This is a genomic window from Streptomyces flavofungini, assembly GCF_041028215.1.
Taxonomy (GTDB): Bacteria; Actinomycetota; Actinomycetes; order Streptomycetales; family Streptomycetaceae; genus Streptomyces; species Streptomyces flavofungini_B.
In genome coordinates, this window is sequence record NZ_JASKYR010000163.1 from 1 (window position 1) to 13,616 (window position 13,616).

General features: G+C 71.6%; 11 protein-coding genes and 1 pseudogene. 5 read left to right on the forward strand and 7 right to left on the reverse strand.

All coding sequences use genetic code 11. The features are described 5' to 3' along the window. Both AB8Z36_RS13915 and AB8Z36_RS13920 read left to right on the forward strand, forming a co-directional pair. Positions 1-1,177 (forward strand): M64 family metallopeptidase (locus AB8Z36_RS13915; protein ID WP_369213587.1); only part of this gene is annotated, 1,177 nt, incomplete at its 5' end. 110 nt (positions 1,178-1,287) lie between these two features. Further along, positions 1,288-1,935, forward strand: a pseudogene (locus AB8Z36_RS13920) (N-acetyltransferase family protein). Here AB8Z36_RS13920 and AB8Z36_RS13925 read toward each other — a convergent pair. Continuing rightward, on the reverse strand, positions 1,895-2,965 hold the full coding sequence (locus AB8Z36_RS13925) for a LacI family DNA-binding transcriptional regulator (protein WP_369213588.1): 1,071 nt from the start codon (positions 2,963-2,965) through the stop codon (positions 1,895-1,897). The pseudogene AB8Z36_RS13920 and the gene AB8Z36_RS13925 overlap by 41 nt on opposite strands. 377 nt (positions 2,966-3,342) lie before the next feature. On the opposite strand from AB8Z36_RS13925, the gene AB8Z36_RS13930 reads away from it, so the two are divergent. Continuing rightward, the gene (locus AB8Z36_RS13930) at positions 3,343-4,437 is read left to right on the forward strand and encodes a nucleoside hydrolase (protein WP_369213589.1); all 1,095 of its coding nucleotides are present in this window, start codon (positions 3,343-3,345) and stop codon (positions 4,435-4,437) included. Continuing rightward, a complete protein-coding gene (gene uriT, locus AB8Z36_RS13935) occupies positions 4,434-5,882 on the forward strand; it encodes a uridine transporter UriT (RefSeq protein WP_369213590.1) in 1,449 nt (482 codons plus the stop codon). The genes AB8Z36_RS13930 and uriT overlap by 4 nt, the downstream gene beginning before the upstream one ends. Before the next feature lie 42 nt (positions 5,883-5,924). Here the strand turns inward: uriT and AB8Z36_RS13940 are convergent, their stop codons facing one another. The 6 genes from AB8Z36_RS13940 to AB8Z36_RS13965 are packed head-to-tail and all read right to left on the reverse strand — an operon-like array spanning position 5,925 to position 10,943. Next, a complete protein-coding gene (locus AB8Z36_RS13940; RefSeq protein WP_440581913.1) occupies positions 5,925-7,031 on the reverse strand; it encodes an HAD-IIIC family phosphatase in 1,107 nt (368 codons plus the stop codon). 5 nt (positions 7,032-7,036) lie between these two features. After that, positions 7,037-8,029: a 3-oxoacyl-[acyl-carrier-protein] synthase III C-terminal domain-containing protein gene (locus AB8Z36_RS13945; protein WP_369213591.1), complete on the reverse strand. Its 993-nt coding sequence runs from the start codon at positions 8,027-8,029 to the stop codon at positions 7,037-7,039. Further along, positions 8,026-9,126 (reverse strand): acyl-CoA dehydrogenase family protein, encoded by a 1,101-nt coding sequence (locus AB8Z36_RS13950; RefSeq protein ID WP_369213592.1) that lies wholly within the window; start codon positions 9,124-9,126, stop codon positions 8,026-8,028. Before AB8Z36_RS13950 ends, AB8Z36_RS13945 begins: the two co-directional genes overlap by 4 nt. Then, complete coding sequence (locus AB8Z36_RS13955) at positions 9,119-9,400, reverse strand: acyl carrier protein (protein ID WP_369213593.1); 282 nt, start codon at positions 9,398-9,400, stop codon at positions 9,119-9,121. The genes AB8Z36_RS13950 and AB8Z36_RS13955 overlap by 8 nt, the downstream gene beginning before the upstream one ends. 14 nt (positions 9,401-9,414) lie before the next feature. After that, positions 9,415-10,080, reverse strand: coding sequence for an O-methyltransferase (locus AB8Z36_RS13960; RefSeq protein WP_369213594.1), 666 nt, complete (start codon positions 10,078-10,080; stop codon positions 9,415-9,417). Then, positions 10,080-10,943 (reverse strand): 3-hydroxyacyl-CoA dehydrogenase family protein, encoded by an 864-nt coding sequence (locus AB8Z36_RS13965; protein ID WP_369213595.1) that lies wholly within the window; start codon positions 10,941-10,943, stop codon positions 10,080-10,082. Before AB8Z36_RS13965 ends, AB8Z36_RS13960 begins: the two co-directional genes overlap by 1 nt. Positions 10,944-12,072: 1,129 nt before the next feature. Here AB8Z36_RS13965 and AB8Z36_RS13970 point away from each other — a divergent pair. Then, positions 12,073-13,616: type I polyketide synthase (locus tag AB8Z36_RS13970; protein ID WP_369213596.1), on the forward strand; the 1,544-nt coding region annotated here is incomplete at its 3' end.

A 13,616-nucleotide genomic window follows, 5' to 3' on the forward strand; every position in this document is an offset into this window, starting at 1 on the left:
GCGCGTGGAGTACTTCACCGGGCCCGGCGCCCACCCCCGTCACACCGAGGTGCCCGCCGCCGCACCGCTCTCCGCGAAGGAGCGCGCGGAGATCAAGGGCGACGGCGACGTCGTGCCCATCGTGCAGGCGGGCCCCACCGGCTCCAAGCTCGACGTCGTCTTCATCGGCGACGGCTACACCGCTGCCCAGCAGGGGGACTTCCACGCCGACGTCCGCGCCAAGTGGGCGAAGATCTCCGCCGTGGAGCCGTACGCCTCGTACAGGAGCCTCTTCAACGTCTGGGCGGTGGACGCGGTGTCCCGGCAGTCCGGCGTCTCCGGCGACCCGACGAGCAACGTCGTCAAGGACACCGCCCTCGGCTCGCGCTTCTACTGCGACGGCGTCGAGCGGCTGCTCTGCGTCGACACCAACAAGGTCGAGTCGTACGCGAGGAAGGCCGCCGATCCGGACCTCGTGATCGTCCTGTCCAACTCCACCAAGTACGGCGGCGCGGGCTACAACGACATCACCTCGCCCTCCGGCTACGACGGCATCGCCACCGCCTCCTCGGACAACGCGCAGTCCGACCAGGTCGCCGTCCACGAGACGGGGCACTCGCTCGGCAAGCTGGCCGACGAGTACTGGTACGACGAGTACGGCACCTACCAGGGCGCCGAGCCCAGGGAGGCCAACACCAGCAAGCTCACGGCCGCGCAGCTCACCGCCCAGAAGAAGAAGTGGTACCGCTGGATCGGCCAGACCTCGCCGGACGGCGGCACCGTGGGCGCCTATCAGGGCGGCGGCTACTACCCGCGCGGCCTCTACCGCCCCACCGCCGACTCGATCATGCGCACGCTCGGCCGCCAGTTCAACCTGCCGGGCCGCGAGGCGATGATCGCGGGCTTCCACCGGCACGCCTCCGTCCTGACCGCCGTCACGCCCACGGACCGCACGCTGCGGCGCGGCGCGAAGGCGGGCGTCCGGGTCGCCGACGGCGTCCGGCTGCGCTGGTCGGTCGACGGGCGTGAGGTGCGGCGGGTCAGGGACGAGCGCGCCGTGACCCCCCGCGCGCTCGGGGTGCCCGCGGACGGCCGTACGCACACCGTCTCGGTCCGGGCCACCGACCCGACCGACGCGGTACGCGACCCGGAGCTGCGCAGGGAGCTGAGCGACACGCTCACGTGGCGCGTGCGCTGACCCTTCGGTGGGCCGGTGGGCCGGTGGGCCGGTGGGCCGGTGGCGGCCCCCCGCCCCTCTGATCGCGTAAGGTGTCCTATCCATTGGCACCTGTTACGCGTGGAGGTCGTGTGGACACCGGGATCGTGCGGGCGTGGGTCGAGGGCTGGGCCGTCTCGCGAGGAGCCGCGCCTCCGGTGGCGGCGCCCTGGGGGTTCACTCTCGATGTCGGTCTGCCGCACCACGTGACCCGGCACGTCGTGCCCGAGGCTGACGAGGCGCTCGTGCGCGGGCTCGTGGAGAAGACGACGGCCCCCGGCACCTGGCTCAGGATCTGCGAGGCGCCGGAGGCCATCGCCCCCTGGCTCACGCCGGAGTGGACATTCGACTCGCCGAACTTCCTGATGTCCACGGAGCTGCGTCCGTCCGACTCGGCGCTTCCCGGTGGCTACCAGGTGCGCCTCTGGAGCCGCGGAGGCGTCACCCGCGTCCTCGTCCTGGCCGAGGACGGTGCCTTCGCCGCCCGCGGGCAGGTCGCGGACCCGCCCGGCGCCGACTCCGTCGTCTTCGACCAGATAGAGACCGCCCCCGCCCACCGCCGCAAAGGCCTGGGGCGCCTGGTCATGGGGACCCTCGCCGACGCGGCGATCGAGGCGGGCGCCCGCACCGGCGTACTCGCGGCGACGGTCGAGGGCCGGGGTCTGTACACCTCGCTCGGCTGGACCGTCCACGCGCCGCTCACCGKCSWSMSCSKCGCGCCGCCCGCCCCGGCGGGGTGAGAGGCGCCGCGCCGGACTCCCGCACAGCCGGGCGGTGCGCCGCGCTGGACTCCCGCACCACGAGTTCCGGCGCCAGCCGTATCGCCCGCTGCGGACCCGCGTCACCGGAGAGGCGCTGGGCAAGCAGCCGGGACGCCTCGGCGGCGAGCTGGGCCACCGGCTGGCGGACCGTGGTGACGCCCGGCGCGGAGAGCGCGGCCATCGGGATGTCGTCGAATCCGGTGACCGCGACCTCGCCCGGCACATCCGCGCCGAGCTGGTGCAGACGTTGCAGGGCCCCGATCGCGATGAGGTCGTTGGCGCAGACCAGGGCGTCGGGGCGGGCCGCCCACACCCGGTCGACGGCGGCGCGTCCCCACTCCACGGAGAAGTCGCCGAGCGCCACCCGCCGCGCCGCGCCGGGATCGACGGCGCCGACTCCCGCCGCGTAGGCGGCGCGCCGCTCGGCGGCGGCCGACGCCGTCCCCTCGGCCCCGACGAAGCACACGGAGCGGCGTCCGGTCGCGGTCAGGTGGTCCAGTACGAGGGCCATGCCCGCGGTGTTGTCGACCGCGACGGAGTCGGCGACCCCGGGCCCGCACCCCCGGTCCATCAGGACCAGCGGCACCCGGGCCGCCGCCGCGGCCACCGCCGCCCGGCTGCGCTCGACGTCCGCCGGGATCACCAGGAGGGCGTCGACCTGCCTGCTGAGGAGGTCGGCGATGTGCTCGGCCTCGGCGTCGGGGTCGTCGTCGCAGTCGGCGAGCAGCACGGCCCGGCCGTCCGCGTGCAGGGCGTGGGTCAACTCCCGCACCAGGGCCGGGTAGAAGGGGTTGGTGATCTGCGGCAGGACGAGGCCGACCGTGCCCGTGGCGCGGCTGCGCAGCGCGCGGGCCGCGTGGTTGGGCCGGTAGCCGAGCGCCTCGGCGGCCTCGCGGACCCGCCGGGCGGTCTCGGCGCCGACGGGGCGCGTGCCCGCGAGCACCCGGGAGACCGTGGCGATGGAGCAGCCGGAGACCCGGGCCACATCCTTCAGCGTTACGTCGGACACGCCGCGCCCACCCCTTCGGCCAGGTTCGCTTGGTTCGGTCAGGCTGCTCGTTCGGTTCGGTCGGGCTGACCGGTCAATCAGGCCGACGGTCCGGTAAGGCCGACAGTCCGGTCAGGCCGACAGTCGGGTCAGGCTGATCAAATTTCGGCAAACGTTATCAGCGGGGACGTCTCCCGGCCAGACCCGTTTTCCGGGCCGGATGCCCCCGATAGAGGAGTGAATGCCCCAGTACGTTCCCTGTCCGTTCCGGGCGCGTTTGCCACGGTGTGGTTTCGGCCATTGACATAATTCGCAGACGTGCACACAGTCTTCGGAGAACGTTTTCCCGAGCCGTCTCCCACCACGGCGACGGCTCAGCCGAACAAAGAGGTTCCGCGATGCCCCGAAAGATCATCCTGGACTGCGACCCCGGACATGACGACGCGATCGCCATGCTCCTGGCGCACGGAAACCCGGATGTCGACCTGGTAGCCGTCACCACCGTGGTGGGCAACCAGACGCTGGAGAAGGTCACCCGCAACGCCCTCTCGGTGGCCCGCATCGCGAACATCACCGGCACCCCCTTCGCCGCGGGCTGCCCCCGCCCCCTCGTGCGCGACGTCGAGACCGCCCCCGACATCCACGGCGAGAGCGGCATCGACGGCCCGGTCATGCCCGAGCCGACCCTGGCCCTGGACGAGCGCCACGCCGTCGACCTCATCATCGACACGGTCATGGCCCACGAGCCCGGCGAGATCACCATCGTGCCCACCGCGGGTCTCACCAACATCGCCCTGGCGGCCCGCAAGGAGCCCCGCATCGTCGAGCGGCCCGAGGACTGCCACACCCAGGTCGCCGTCGACCTCATCATCGACACGGTCATGGCCCACGAGCCCGGCGAGATCACCATCGTGCCCACCGCGGGTCTCACCAACATCGCCCTGGCGGCCCGCAAGGAGCCCCGCATCGTCGAGCGCGTCCGCGAGGTCGTCCTGATGGGCGGCGGCTACCACACGGGCAACTGGAGCCCCGTCGCCGAGTTCAACATCAAGATCGACCCCGAGGCCGCGCACATCGTCTTCAACGAGAGCTGGCCGGTCACCATGGTCGGCCTCGACCTCACCCACCAGGCCCTCGCCACCCCCGAGGTCGTCGAGCGCATCGCCAAGGTCGGCACCGGGCCCGCCGTCTTCGTCACCGAACTGCTCGACTTCTTCGGCACCATGTACCTGGAGGCCCAGGGCTTCGACGCGCCGCCCGTCCACGACCCCTGCGCCGTCGCCTACGTCATCGACCCCGACGTCATGACCGTCCGCAAGGCCCCCGTGGACATCGAGCTCACCGGCACCCTGACCCTCGGCATGACCGTCACGGACTTCCGCGCGCCCGCCCCCGAGGACTGCCACACCCAGGTCGCCGTCGACCTCGACCACCAGCGCTTCTGGGACCTCGTCGTGGACGCCCTGGAGCGGATCGGGGACGTCCGCGCATGAACGCCCTGACCGAACCCGCCGCCGCCCCCGGCGGTGCGCGCGGCTCCCGCCCGGTGCGCGTCGGCGTCCTGGTCACCGCGCTCCTCGCGGCCTGCTTCGCCTTCCAGCTCAACGCGAGCATGCTCAGCCCCGCCCTGAAGAACATCGAGGACTCCCTCGGGGCGACCTCCGCCGAGATCGGCCTGACCCAGACCGCCTTCTTCACCTCCGCCGCGCTGTTCTCGCTCTTCCTGCCGCGCCTCGGCGACCTGATCGGGCGGCGCAAGGTGCTCGGCGGCATGCTGGCGCTCATGGTCGTCGGCTGTGTCGTCGCCGCGCTCGCCGAGAGCGTCCCCCTGCTCTTCGCGGGCCGTGTCATCCAGGGCGTCTCGGGCCCCACCGTCCCGCTCTGCCTGATCATGCTGCGCAACGAAGTGCGCGAGCCGAAGAAGTACGGCACCCTCCTCGGCGTCATCACCGCCGTCAACGGCGGCATCGCCGGTGTCGACTCCCTCGCGGGCGGCTACCTCGCCGACCACCACGGCTTCCAGTCCGTCTTCTGGGCCATGGCAGGGGTGGCCGCGATCGCCACTCTGCTCGTCGCCACCCTCACCCCCGAGTCCAGGGCCGCCGACACGGCGGACACCCGCATGGACTGGCCCGGCGTCACCCTCCTGGTGATCTCCGTCGGCGCCGCCCTCATCGCCCTGAATGAGGCGGGCAAGCTCGGCGACGCCAACTGGCCGCTGGTCATCGGGCTCTTCGTGGTCACGGCCATCGCCTTCGCCCTGTTCTGGCGCACCGAGGACCGCAGCAGCCATCCGCTCGTCGCCACCCGGCACCTGCGCCGGCGCTCCACCTGGGCGCTGCTGCTCACCACCGTCCTGACCATGACGGGCGTCTTCGCCGTGATGAACGGCATGATCCCCGCCTTCGCCCAGGACGCCCAGGCGGGCTTCGGCATGAGCGCCGAGCAGTCCGCCTGGTGGACGCTCACCCCGTACGCCCTCGCGGGCCTGGCCATGGGGCCCATCGCCGGGCGCCTGGCCGCCACGTACGGATACGGCCGCATCCTGCGCCTCGGCCTCGTCGGCTCGGCCGTGACGGTGGCGCTGATGCTGGTCACGCTGCACGGAGACTCGCGGCTGCTGCTCCTCGTCGCCTCGGTCCTCATCGGTGTCACCTACGCGGGCGTGGGCAACATCGTCCTCAACGGCCTGGGGATCGTGCTCTCCCCGAAGGAGAACCCGGGCTTCCTGCCCGGTCTGAACGCGGGCGCCTTCAACCTCGGCGCGGGGCTCAGCTTCGCCGTCCTGTACGCGGTGCAGACCGCGGCGGAACCGGCCGACAAGACCTCGTCCGCCGGGTACACGGCAGGCATGATCGCCGGTGTCGTCCTCATCGCGGCGGCCTTCGCGACGTCCTTCCTCATCCCCAAGCCGGTGGAGGCCGAAGCCACCGACTGAGCACGAGGCGGAGGCCCGCGCCGCGGACCTCCGCCTCCGCCGTCACCGCGCGTGCGCCCACCGGACCAGTTCGGGCGAGGCGCCGAACAGCCGCGGGGCGTCCACGGCCAGGTGTGCGGGGGCGTCCTGCCGGGCGGGCTCCATGGCCAGGGTCTGCACGCCGTCCGCCGCCGCTTCCGGCGGCTCGTCGGCGCCTTCGGTGTGTTCGCGGAAGCCCGCGAAGCGGTAGGCCACCTCCATCATGCGGTTGCGTTCGGTGCGCCGGAACCCGGCGGTCAGCAGCACCCCCGCCCGCGCGGCCTCGTCGGAGAGCCAGCGCAGCAGCGCCGCCCCCACACCGAAGGACACCACCCGGCAGGAGGTCGCAAGCAGCTTGATGTGCCAGGAGGACGGGCGCCGTTCCAGCAGGATGACCCCGATCGCGCCGTGCGGGCCGAAGCGGTCGACGAGCGAGGCGACGAGCACCTCGTGCCCCGCGTCGGCGACCAGGGCGCGCAGCGCCTCGTCGGAGTAGTGCACGCCCGTGGCGTTCATCTGCGAGGTGCGCAGGGTCAGCTCCTCGACCCGCGAGATCGCCTCGTCCCCGGCCCGCTCGATGCGCAGCTCCAGGCCGAGCGAGCGCAGGAACTCCTCGTCGCTGCCCGCGTGCCCGGTGCGCTCGGCCTCCCTGCGGACGCCCGCCTGGTACATCTGCCGCCGCCTGCGGGCGTCGCCGGTGACGACGGCCGGGGTGAACTCCGCGCGGGCGGGCAGGCCGAGGGCCGCCTCCGCCGGATAGCAGCGCACCTCGGGCAGGTGGAACTCGACCTCGGCGCGCTCGGCGGGCTGGTCGTCGATGAAGGCGACCGTCGACAGCGCGAAGTCCAGCTCGTCCGCGATGGCCTGGACGGAGGCGGACTTGGCGCCCCAGTTGATGTGCGGCACCACGAAGTACTCGGCGAGCCCGAGCTTCTCCAGGCGGCCCCAGGCGTGGTCGTGGTCGTTGCGGCTGGCGATGGCCTGGAGGATGCCGCGCGAGTCCAGTTCGGCGATCACCTCGCGCAGCCCTTCGTGGAGGGCGACCTCGCCGTCCTCCAGGAGCGTGCCGCGCCACAGGGTGTTGTCCAGGTCCCACACCAGGCACTTGACGGTCGGTCTCGGTTCGCTCACCGGTCTCACACCTCCCACAGCGTCACCGTCCAGGCGGCGACGGGGCTGTTGCTCAGGACGAGGACGTGTCCGCCGGGGGAGACCTCACCGGTGGCGAGGAGGCGGTCCAGGTTGAGGACCACGTCCATCGGGCCGAGGTGGCCGAGCTCGGCGAGGTGGGTGGCGCAGACGGGGTGGATGTCCAGGCCCAGGGTGGCCTTGTAGAACGTGAAGGCGCTTGAGGTGACGTTCTGCATCAGGGTGGCGGCCACGTCGTCCTTGCCGATGCCCGCGTCGGCGAGCACCTGGTCGACGAGTCTGCCGAGCCGGGTGCGGCTGTGCATGGCCAGCTCGAAGGAGTAGCGGTCGTTGTCGTCGCACACCTCGCGCCACTGCGACCAGGGGCTGTTCTTGTACTCCACCTTGAACAGGTCGTGGAAGGAGCTGTCGGCCTCCATGCGGTGCGCCCTGAGCAGCGGCCGTCCGCCGCGTACCAGTGTCATCGCGAACGCGCCGTCCCCGATCACGGTGACGGGGCGCCGGACCCGGTCGGCGGCGGTGGGGCGGCTGCCGTAGGTGAGCAGGACGCTGTGCCGCGCCGGGTCGCCGCGGAGCAGGTCGCGGCCGAGGCCCCAGGCCGCCGAGGAGCCCGCGCAGCCGAGGCCGTCGACGGTGAAGGGGAAGACGCCGGTGAGCCCGGCCAGGTGGGCGATCTTGCCCGAGTCGGAGCCGATCAGCACGTCCGGTGCGCGGGAGCCGATGTGCAGCATCAGATCGGGTGTGCCGGGGTGTGCGGCGAGCAGTTCCCGGCAGGCGCGCGCGGCCAGTTCGGTCGGCTCGGTGTCGGGGAAGACACCGACCTCCTTGATGCCGGCCTGTTCGGCGAACTTCAGCTCCTCGTCGGTGAGTCGTGCCAGCTCGGGCAGGTCGGCGACGGGCACCCGCTCGTCGGGCAGCAGGCAGTGGATCGCGCCGATGCCTATGTCGTCCTGGCCCGCTTCTCGGGCAGCCGTCGTCATGCCACACCCTCCAGCGCGCGTTCGGCGAGGATCAGCTGGCAGATCTCGTCGCTGCCCTCGATGATCTGCATCAACTTGGCGTCCCGGTAGGCGCGGGCCACCATCTCGCCGTCCACCGAGCCCGCGGAGGCGAGCACCTGTACCGCGGTGGCGGCGGCGTGGGCGGCGTGGCCCGCGGAGACGTGCTTGGCGAGGACCGCCGCGCCGGAGAGTTCGGGCGAGCCCTCGTCCCAGCGGTCCGAGGCGTGTTCGCACACCCGGCTCGCGGTCTGCTCGGCGACGAGCAGCTCCGACAGGTGCCGGGCGATGAGCTGGTGCTGGGCCAGCGGCTTGCCGAACTGCTCGCGGTGGCGGGCGTGCGAGGCGGCGGCCCGCAGGCAGCCGCGGATGATGCCGACGCACCCCCAGGCCACCGAGAGCCGTCCGTAGGTCAGGGCGATGGTGGTCAGCAGGCCGAGCGACTGGCTCGCGCCCGAGAGCACACGGTCCGCGGGCAGGCGTACGCCGTCGAGGTCCACGTCGGCGTGGCCCGCCGCGCGGCAGCCGAGGGGCTGGGCGACGGGGCGCACCGTGACACCGGGGGAGTCGGTGGGGACCACCACGGCCGCGGCGCCGTCCCGGTAGCGGCCGAAGACGATCAGGACGTCGGCGTAGGCGGCGGCCGTCGACCACACCTTGCGCCCGTTGAGCACCACCTCGTCGCCGTCGTCCACGACCGTGGTGGCGATCGCCGAGAGGTCGCTGCCCGCCTGCGGTTCACTGAACGCCACCGCCGCGAGACCGCCCGAGGTGAGCCGGGCCAGCTCCTGGGCGCGCTGGCCGCGGGTGCCGAAGCGCTGGATGGTCCAGGCGGCCATGCCCTGCGAGGTCATCACCGAGCGCAGTGAACTGCACAGCGCCCCCGCGTGCGCGGTGAGTTCGCCGTTCGCGCGGCCGGACAGGCCGTGACCGCCGTACTCGGCGGGCACCTCGGCGCACAGGGCGCCCTTGGCGCCGAGCCCGCGCAGCACCTCCGGCGGGATGGCCCCGGCCAGGTCCCACTCCGCCGCCCGGTCCCCGGCCTCCGCGCCGATCAGTGCCGCGAGTTCGTCACTCACCGGTTCCCGCCTCGGCGAGCCGGAGCACCAGGGCGGTCATGGCGTTCACCGTACGGAAGTTGTCGATACGCAGGTCGGGGCCCTCGACGGCGATGCCGAAGGTCTTCTCGACGTGGACCACCAGCTCCATGGCGAAGAGGGAGGAGACCCCGCCGGTCGCGAAGAGGTCGGTGTCCACCGCCCAGTCGGTCTTGGTGCGCTCCTCCAGGAACCGCTTCAGCTCGGTCTGGACGTGCTCCGCCGACAGGGGTGGGGTGGTGGTGGGCTCGCTCATCTCCGTGCTTCCTCTCAGGGCTTCTTGTGGACGAGGGTCAGGCCGTCGGCGACGGCGAGCATGGAGATGTCCACGCGCGCGTCGTCCCGCAGCAGGGTGTTGAGTTCGCGGATGGCCAGGGTGTCCGGGTCCTGCGCGGCGGGGTCGACGACCTTGCCGAAGAAGAGGGTGTTGTCCAGGACGAGCAGCCCGCCGGGACGGACCAGGGCGAGCGCCTGCTCGTAGTAGCGGCGGTAGTTGGCCTTGTCGGCGTCGACGAAGGCCAGGTCGAAGCTGCCGGGCCCGCGCTCGGCGGCGAGGGCGTCGAGGGTCTCGGCGGCGTCGCCGAGCCGCAGGTCGATCAGCTCCTCGACCTTCGCCCGCTGCCAGTAGCGCCGGGCGATGGCGGTCCAGCGTTCGCTGATGTCGCAGGTGACGACGGTGCCGCCGGGCGGCAGCGCGCGCGCCATGCACAGGCTGCTGTAGCCGGTGAAGGTGCCGACCTCCAGGACGTGGCGCGCCCCGGTGACCCGTACGAGGAGGGCGAGGAGCTGTGCCTCCTCGGGCAGCACCAGCATCGCCTGGAGCATGGGCATGCCCGCGGTCTCGGCGCGCAGGCCGGTCAGTACGTCGTCGTCGCGCAGCGACATCTGCCGTACGTAGTCAAGAAGTGTGTCGTCGACGGTGAGCTGACCGGCCATCAGGAGACGACTCCCGTGTAGGTGTAGAAGCCCTGTCCGGACTTGCGGCCGTGCTCGCCCGCGCGCACCTTCTCAAGGAGCAGCTCGCACGGGCGGCAGCCCTCGTCGCCGGTGCGTTCGTGCAGCACCCGCAGGGAGTCCACGAGGTTGTCGATGCCGATCAGGTCGGCGGTGCGCAGGGGACCCGTGCGGTGTCCGAGGCAGTCCTGCATCAGCGTGTCGACGTCCTCGGCGCTCGCCCGGCCCTCCTGCACGACGCGGGCCGCGTCATTGATCATGCGGTGCAGCACGCGGCTGGTGACGAAGCCGGGGCCGTCGCCGACGAACACCCCGCGCCGGCCGAGCGCGGTCAGCAGCCGCCGCACCGAACTCACCGCCTCGGGCGAGGACTTGGTGCCCCGGATCACCTCGACCGTGCGGATCAGGTACGAGGGGTTCATGAAGTGGACGCCGAGGAGGCTCTCGGGGCGCGGGAGCCTCGCCGCGAGCTCGTCCACGGGGATGGAGGAGGTGTTGGTGACCAGCGCGGTGTCCTGGCCGGTCACCGCGCTCACCTCGGTCAGGACGGCGCTCTTCAGACCGGCGTCCTCGGTGATGGCCTCGATCACCACCTCCGCGCCCGCGCAGTCGGCGGGGGAGGACCCGGTGGTCAGTTCGGCGCGCGGGGTGCCGGGGTGGACGCCCATGAGCTGCGCGGTGCGCAATTCGCGCGCGATCCGGGCGGGGGCGTCCGCCCGCTTGGCCGGGTCGGTCTCGATCAGCGTCACCGGGACGCCCTGACCGAGGGCGAGTGTGGTGATGCTGACCCCCATGACACCGGCGCCGAGAACGGCCAGCCGGGGGATGGGATCTTCCTCTGTCACCGCATACCTCCCCTTGCCTGGCGGCTGACATCGATGATTGATTCACTCGGGAAGCGGGTACGGGCTTCCGCCCGGCGTGCGAAGATCGCGCGACGATATCGCCGTGGCGGAACATCCCTGAGGGAACACCACGGCTCGACTGGGAACACCACGGCTCGACAATGAGCGGAATACTCTATTCCGGAAACCGCGGTCCCCGGTCGGTGAGATGCTCGACGGGTCGCAATACGACCTACGTTCCTCCCGTTCGATCCGACGCCGGACGACCGTAGCATGATTGTTCCGGTGTGGCGCCAGGGACCAATAGTCCCCGCTTTCCCCGAGACCGGCCCGGAATGCCGGACGGCCTGCGGCTTCTCTCTTTTTTCTCGTGTTCTTCCTCCTTCGTGAATATGTCGCGGGCAGGTGGGGAATGTGTTTCCGGGTTCGGTCCGCCCGCCTGGACGGCATGCGGAACAACGTCTGCTGAACCATCCGACGAGGGGTGGAGACCCGGTGCGGCGCAGGCCGCGAAGACCGCCCAAGATGCCCTAATTTGACACAATCGGAACGACGGGGGAGAGACTGTGCGCTACGGACGGTGTGCGTGCCGGATGGGCTGGGTCACCATGCGGAGGCCGGGTTCCGGAGGTGGTTCTGACTGAAAACGACCCACCTGGAGACCTGTCCGGGCGGTCGATGATGATCTATCGGCGGTGATGTTTTCGCTGGCCAACGAGGGTTCAGCGCAATTTGGTTGAATGCCTGATGAGTGGCGGACGCAGGAATGATCACATGGTTGCCGCTTCTGGATATCAAGTGTTAGATTCCGGTTGACCGATGAAGCTGACGGGGGGTCGAGCGCTGAGCATGCCTACGCACAGTGATGCAACGGGAGCCGCTCGGCGCGGCAATTCCTTCCGTCCGGTCAACCCCGTGACTGATGCGCCGCCGACAAGGCGAGCGCCCTTTCCGTGCGCGTCTGAGTTCCGGCTCATGTAGGCCGATCGCGAGCCGCTGGTCCGGACTTGTGCTGAATCTCTTCAGCCCTGATTGACTAATTGTTCACCTTGAACTGCGCCCCTTTGTGGTGCGGTGCTGTGGGCCGCCCTAATTCGAGCCTCTAGGCACCCGGATGAGACGAAGGTCTATGGACGACAAGCGTGCTCTTCTCCTGAAGCTGCTGGCATCCGCACGGCACCAGGCGGCCCCCGGCACCGCCTCGCGACGGCCCGCCGAGGACATCGCCGTCATCGGGCTCGCCGGGCGCTACCCGCAGGCGCGGACCCCGGACGAGCTGTGGCACAACGTCGTCGAGGGACGCAACTGCGTCAGCGAGGTGCCCGCCGACCGCTGGGACGTGGACGCGCACTACCACCCGGACGGCAAGGACGGCCGCGCGTACAGCAAATGGGGCGGCTGGCTCCAGGACGTCGACAAGTTCGACCCGCTGCTCTTCCAGATCTCCCCCTCCGACGCCGAGGAGATGGACCCCCAGGAGCGCCTCTTCCTGGAGACCGCCTGGGCGGCCGCCGAGGACGCCGGTTACCGCCCGCGCGGACTCGGCGAGCGCGACGCGGTGGGCGTCTTCGCCGGGGTGATGAACAACGACTACGAATGGCTCGCGGGCCACAGCAGCGCCTTCGGCGAGCACACCCACGCGCGCTCCGCCCACTGGTCGATCGCCAACCGCGTCTCGTACGTCCTGGACCTGCGCGGACCCAGCCTGACCGTCGACACCGCGTGCTCCGCCTCGCTCACCGCCGTCCACCTGGCCTGCGAGAGCCTGCGCCGCGGCGAGTGCGCCACGGCGATCGCAGGCGGGGTCAACCTCATCCTGCACCCCATGCACCTGACGATGCTGTCGGACCGTCAGATGATTTCGCGCGGCGACAGCTGCCGCAGCTTCGGCGCCCACGCGGACGGCTTCGTGGACGGCGAGGGCGTCGGCGCCGTCCTGCTCAAGCCCCTGCGGGCGGCCGAGGCCGACGGCGACCGCGTCTACGCCGTCCTCAAGGGCTCGGCGATCAACGCGGGCGGCAAAACCAGCGGCTACACCGTGCCCAACCCCACCGCCCAGGCCGAGGTCATCACCGCCGCCCTGCGCCGCGCGGGTGTCGCCCCGCACACCGTCGGCTACGTCGAGGCACACGGCACCGGCACCCCCCTCGGCGACCCCATCGAGATCGCCGGACTGCGCGAGGCCTTCCGGGGCGGCACGGACGACACCGGCGAGACCGGCGGCTGCGCGGTCGGCTCGCTCAAGTCCAACATCGGTCACCTGGAGTCGGCGGCCGGCATCGCGGGCCTGACCAAGGTGCTCATGCAGCTCAGGCACGGTGTCCTGCCGCCGTCCCTGCACTCGGCTGAGCTCAACCCCGGCATCGACCTGACCGGCACCCCCTTCCGCATCCAGCAGGAGGCCACGCCCTGGCCCCGCCCCGTGCTGCGCGACCAGGACGGGCGGGAGACGGAAGGGCCGCGCCGGGCCGGTGTCAGCTCCTTCGGCGGCGGCGGGGCCAACGCCCACCTCATCGTCGAGGAGTACGTGGCACAGCCCCACGACGGCCGCGCTGCCACCCACGACGACACGGCCGACGAGCTCATCGTCCTGTCCGCGCTGAGCGAGGAGCGGCTGCGGGCCTACGCGCGCGACCTCGCCGACTTCCTCGACCGGCAGCCGGTCGRGGARGG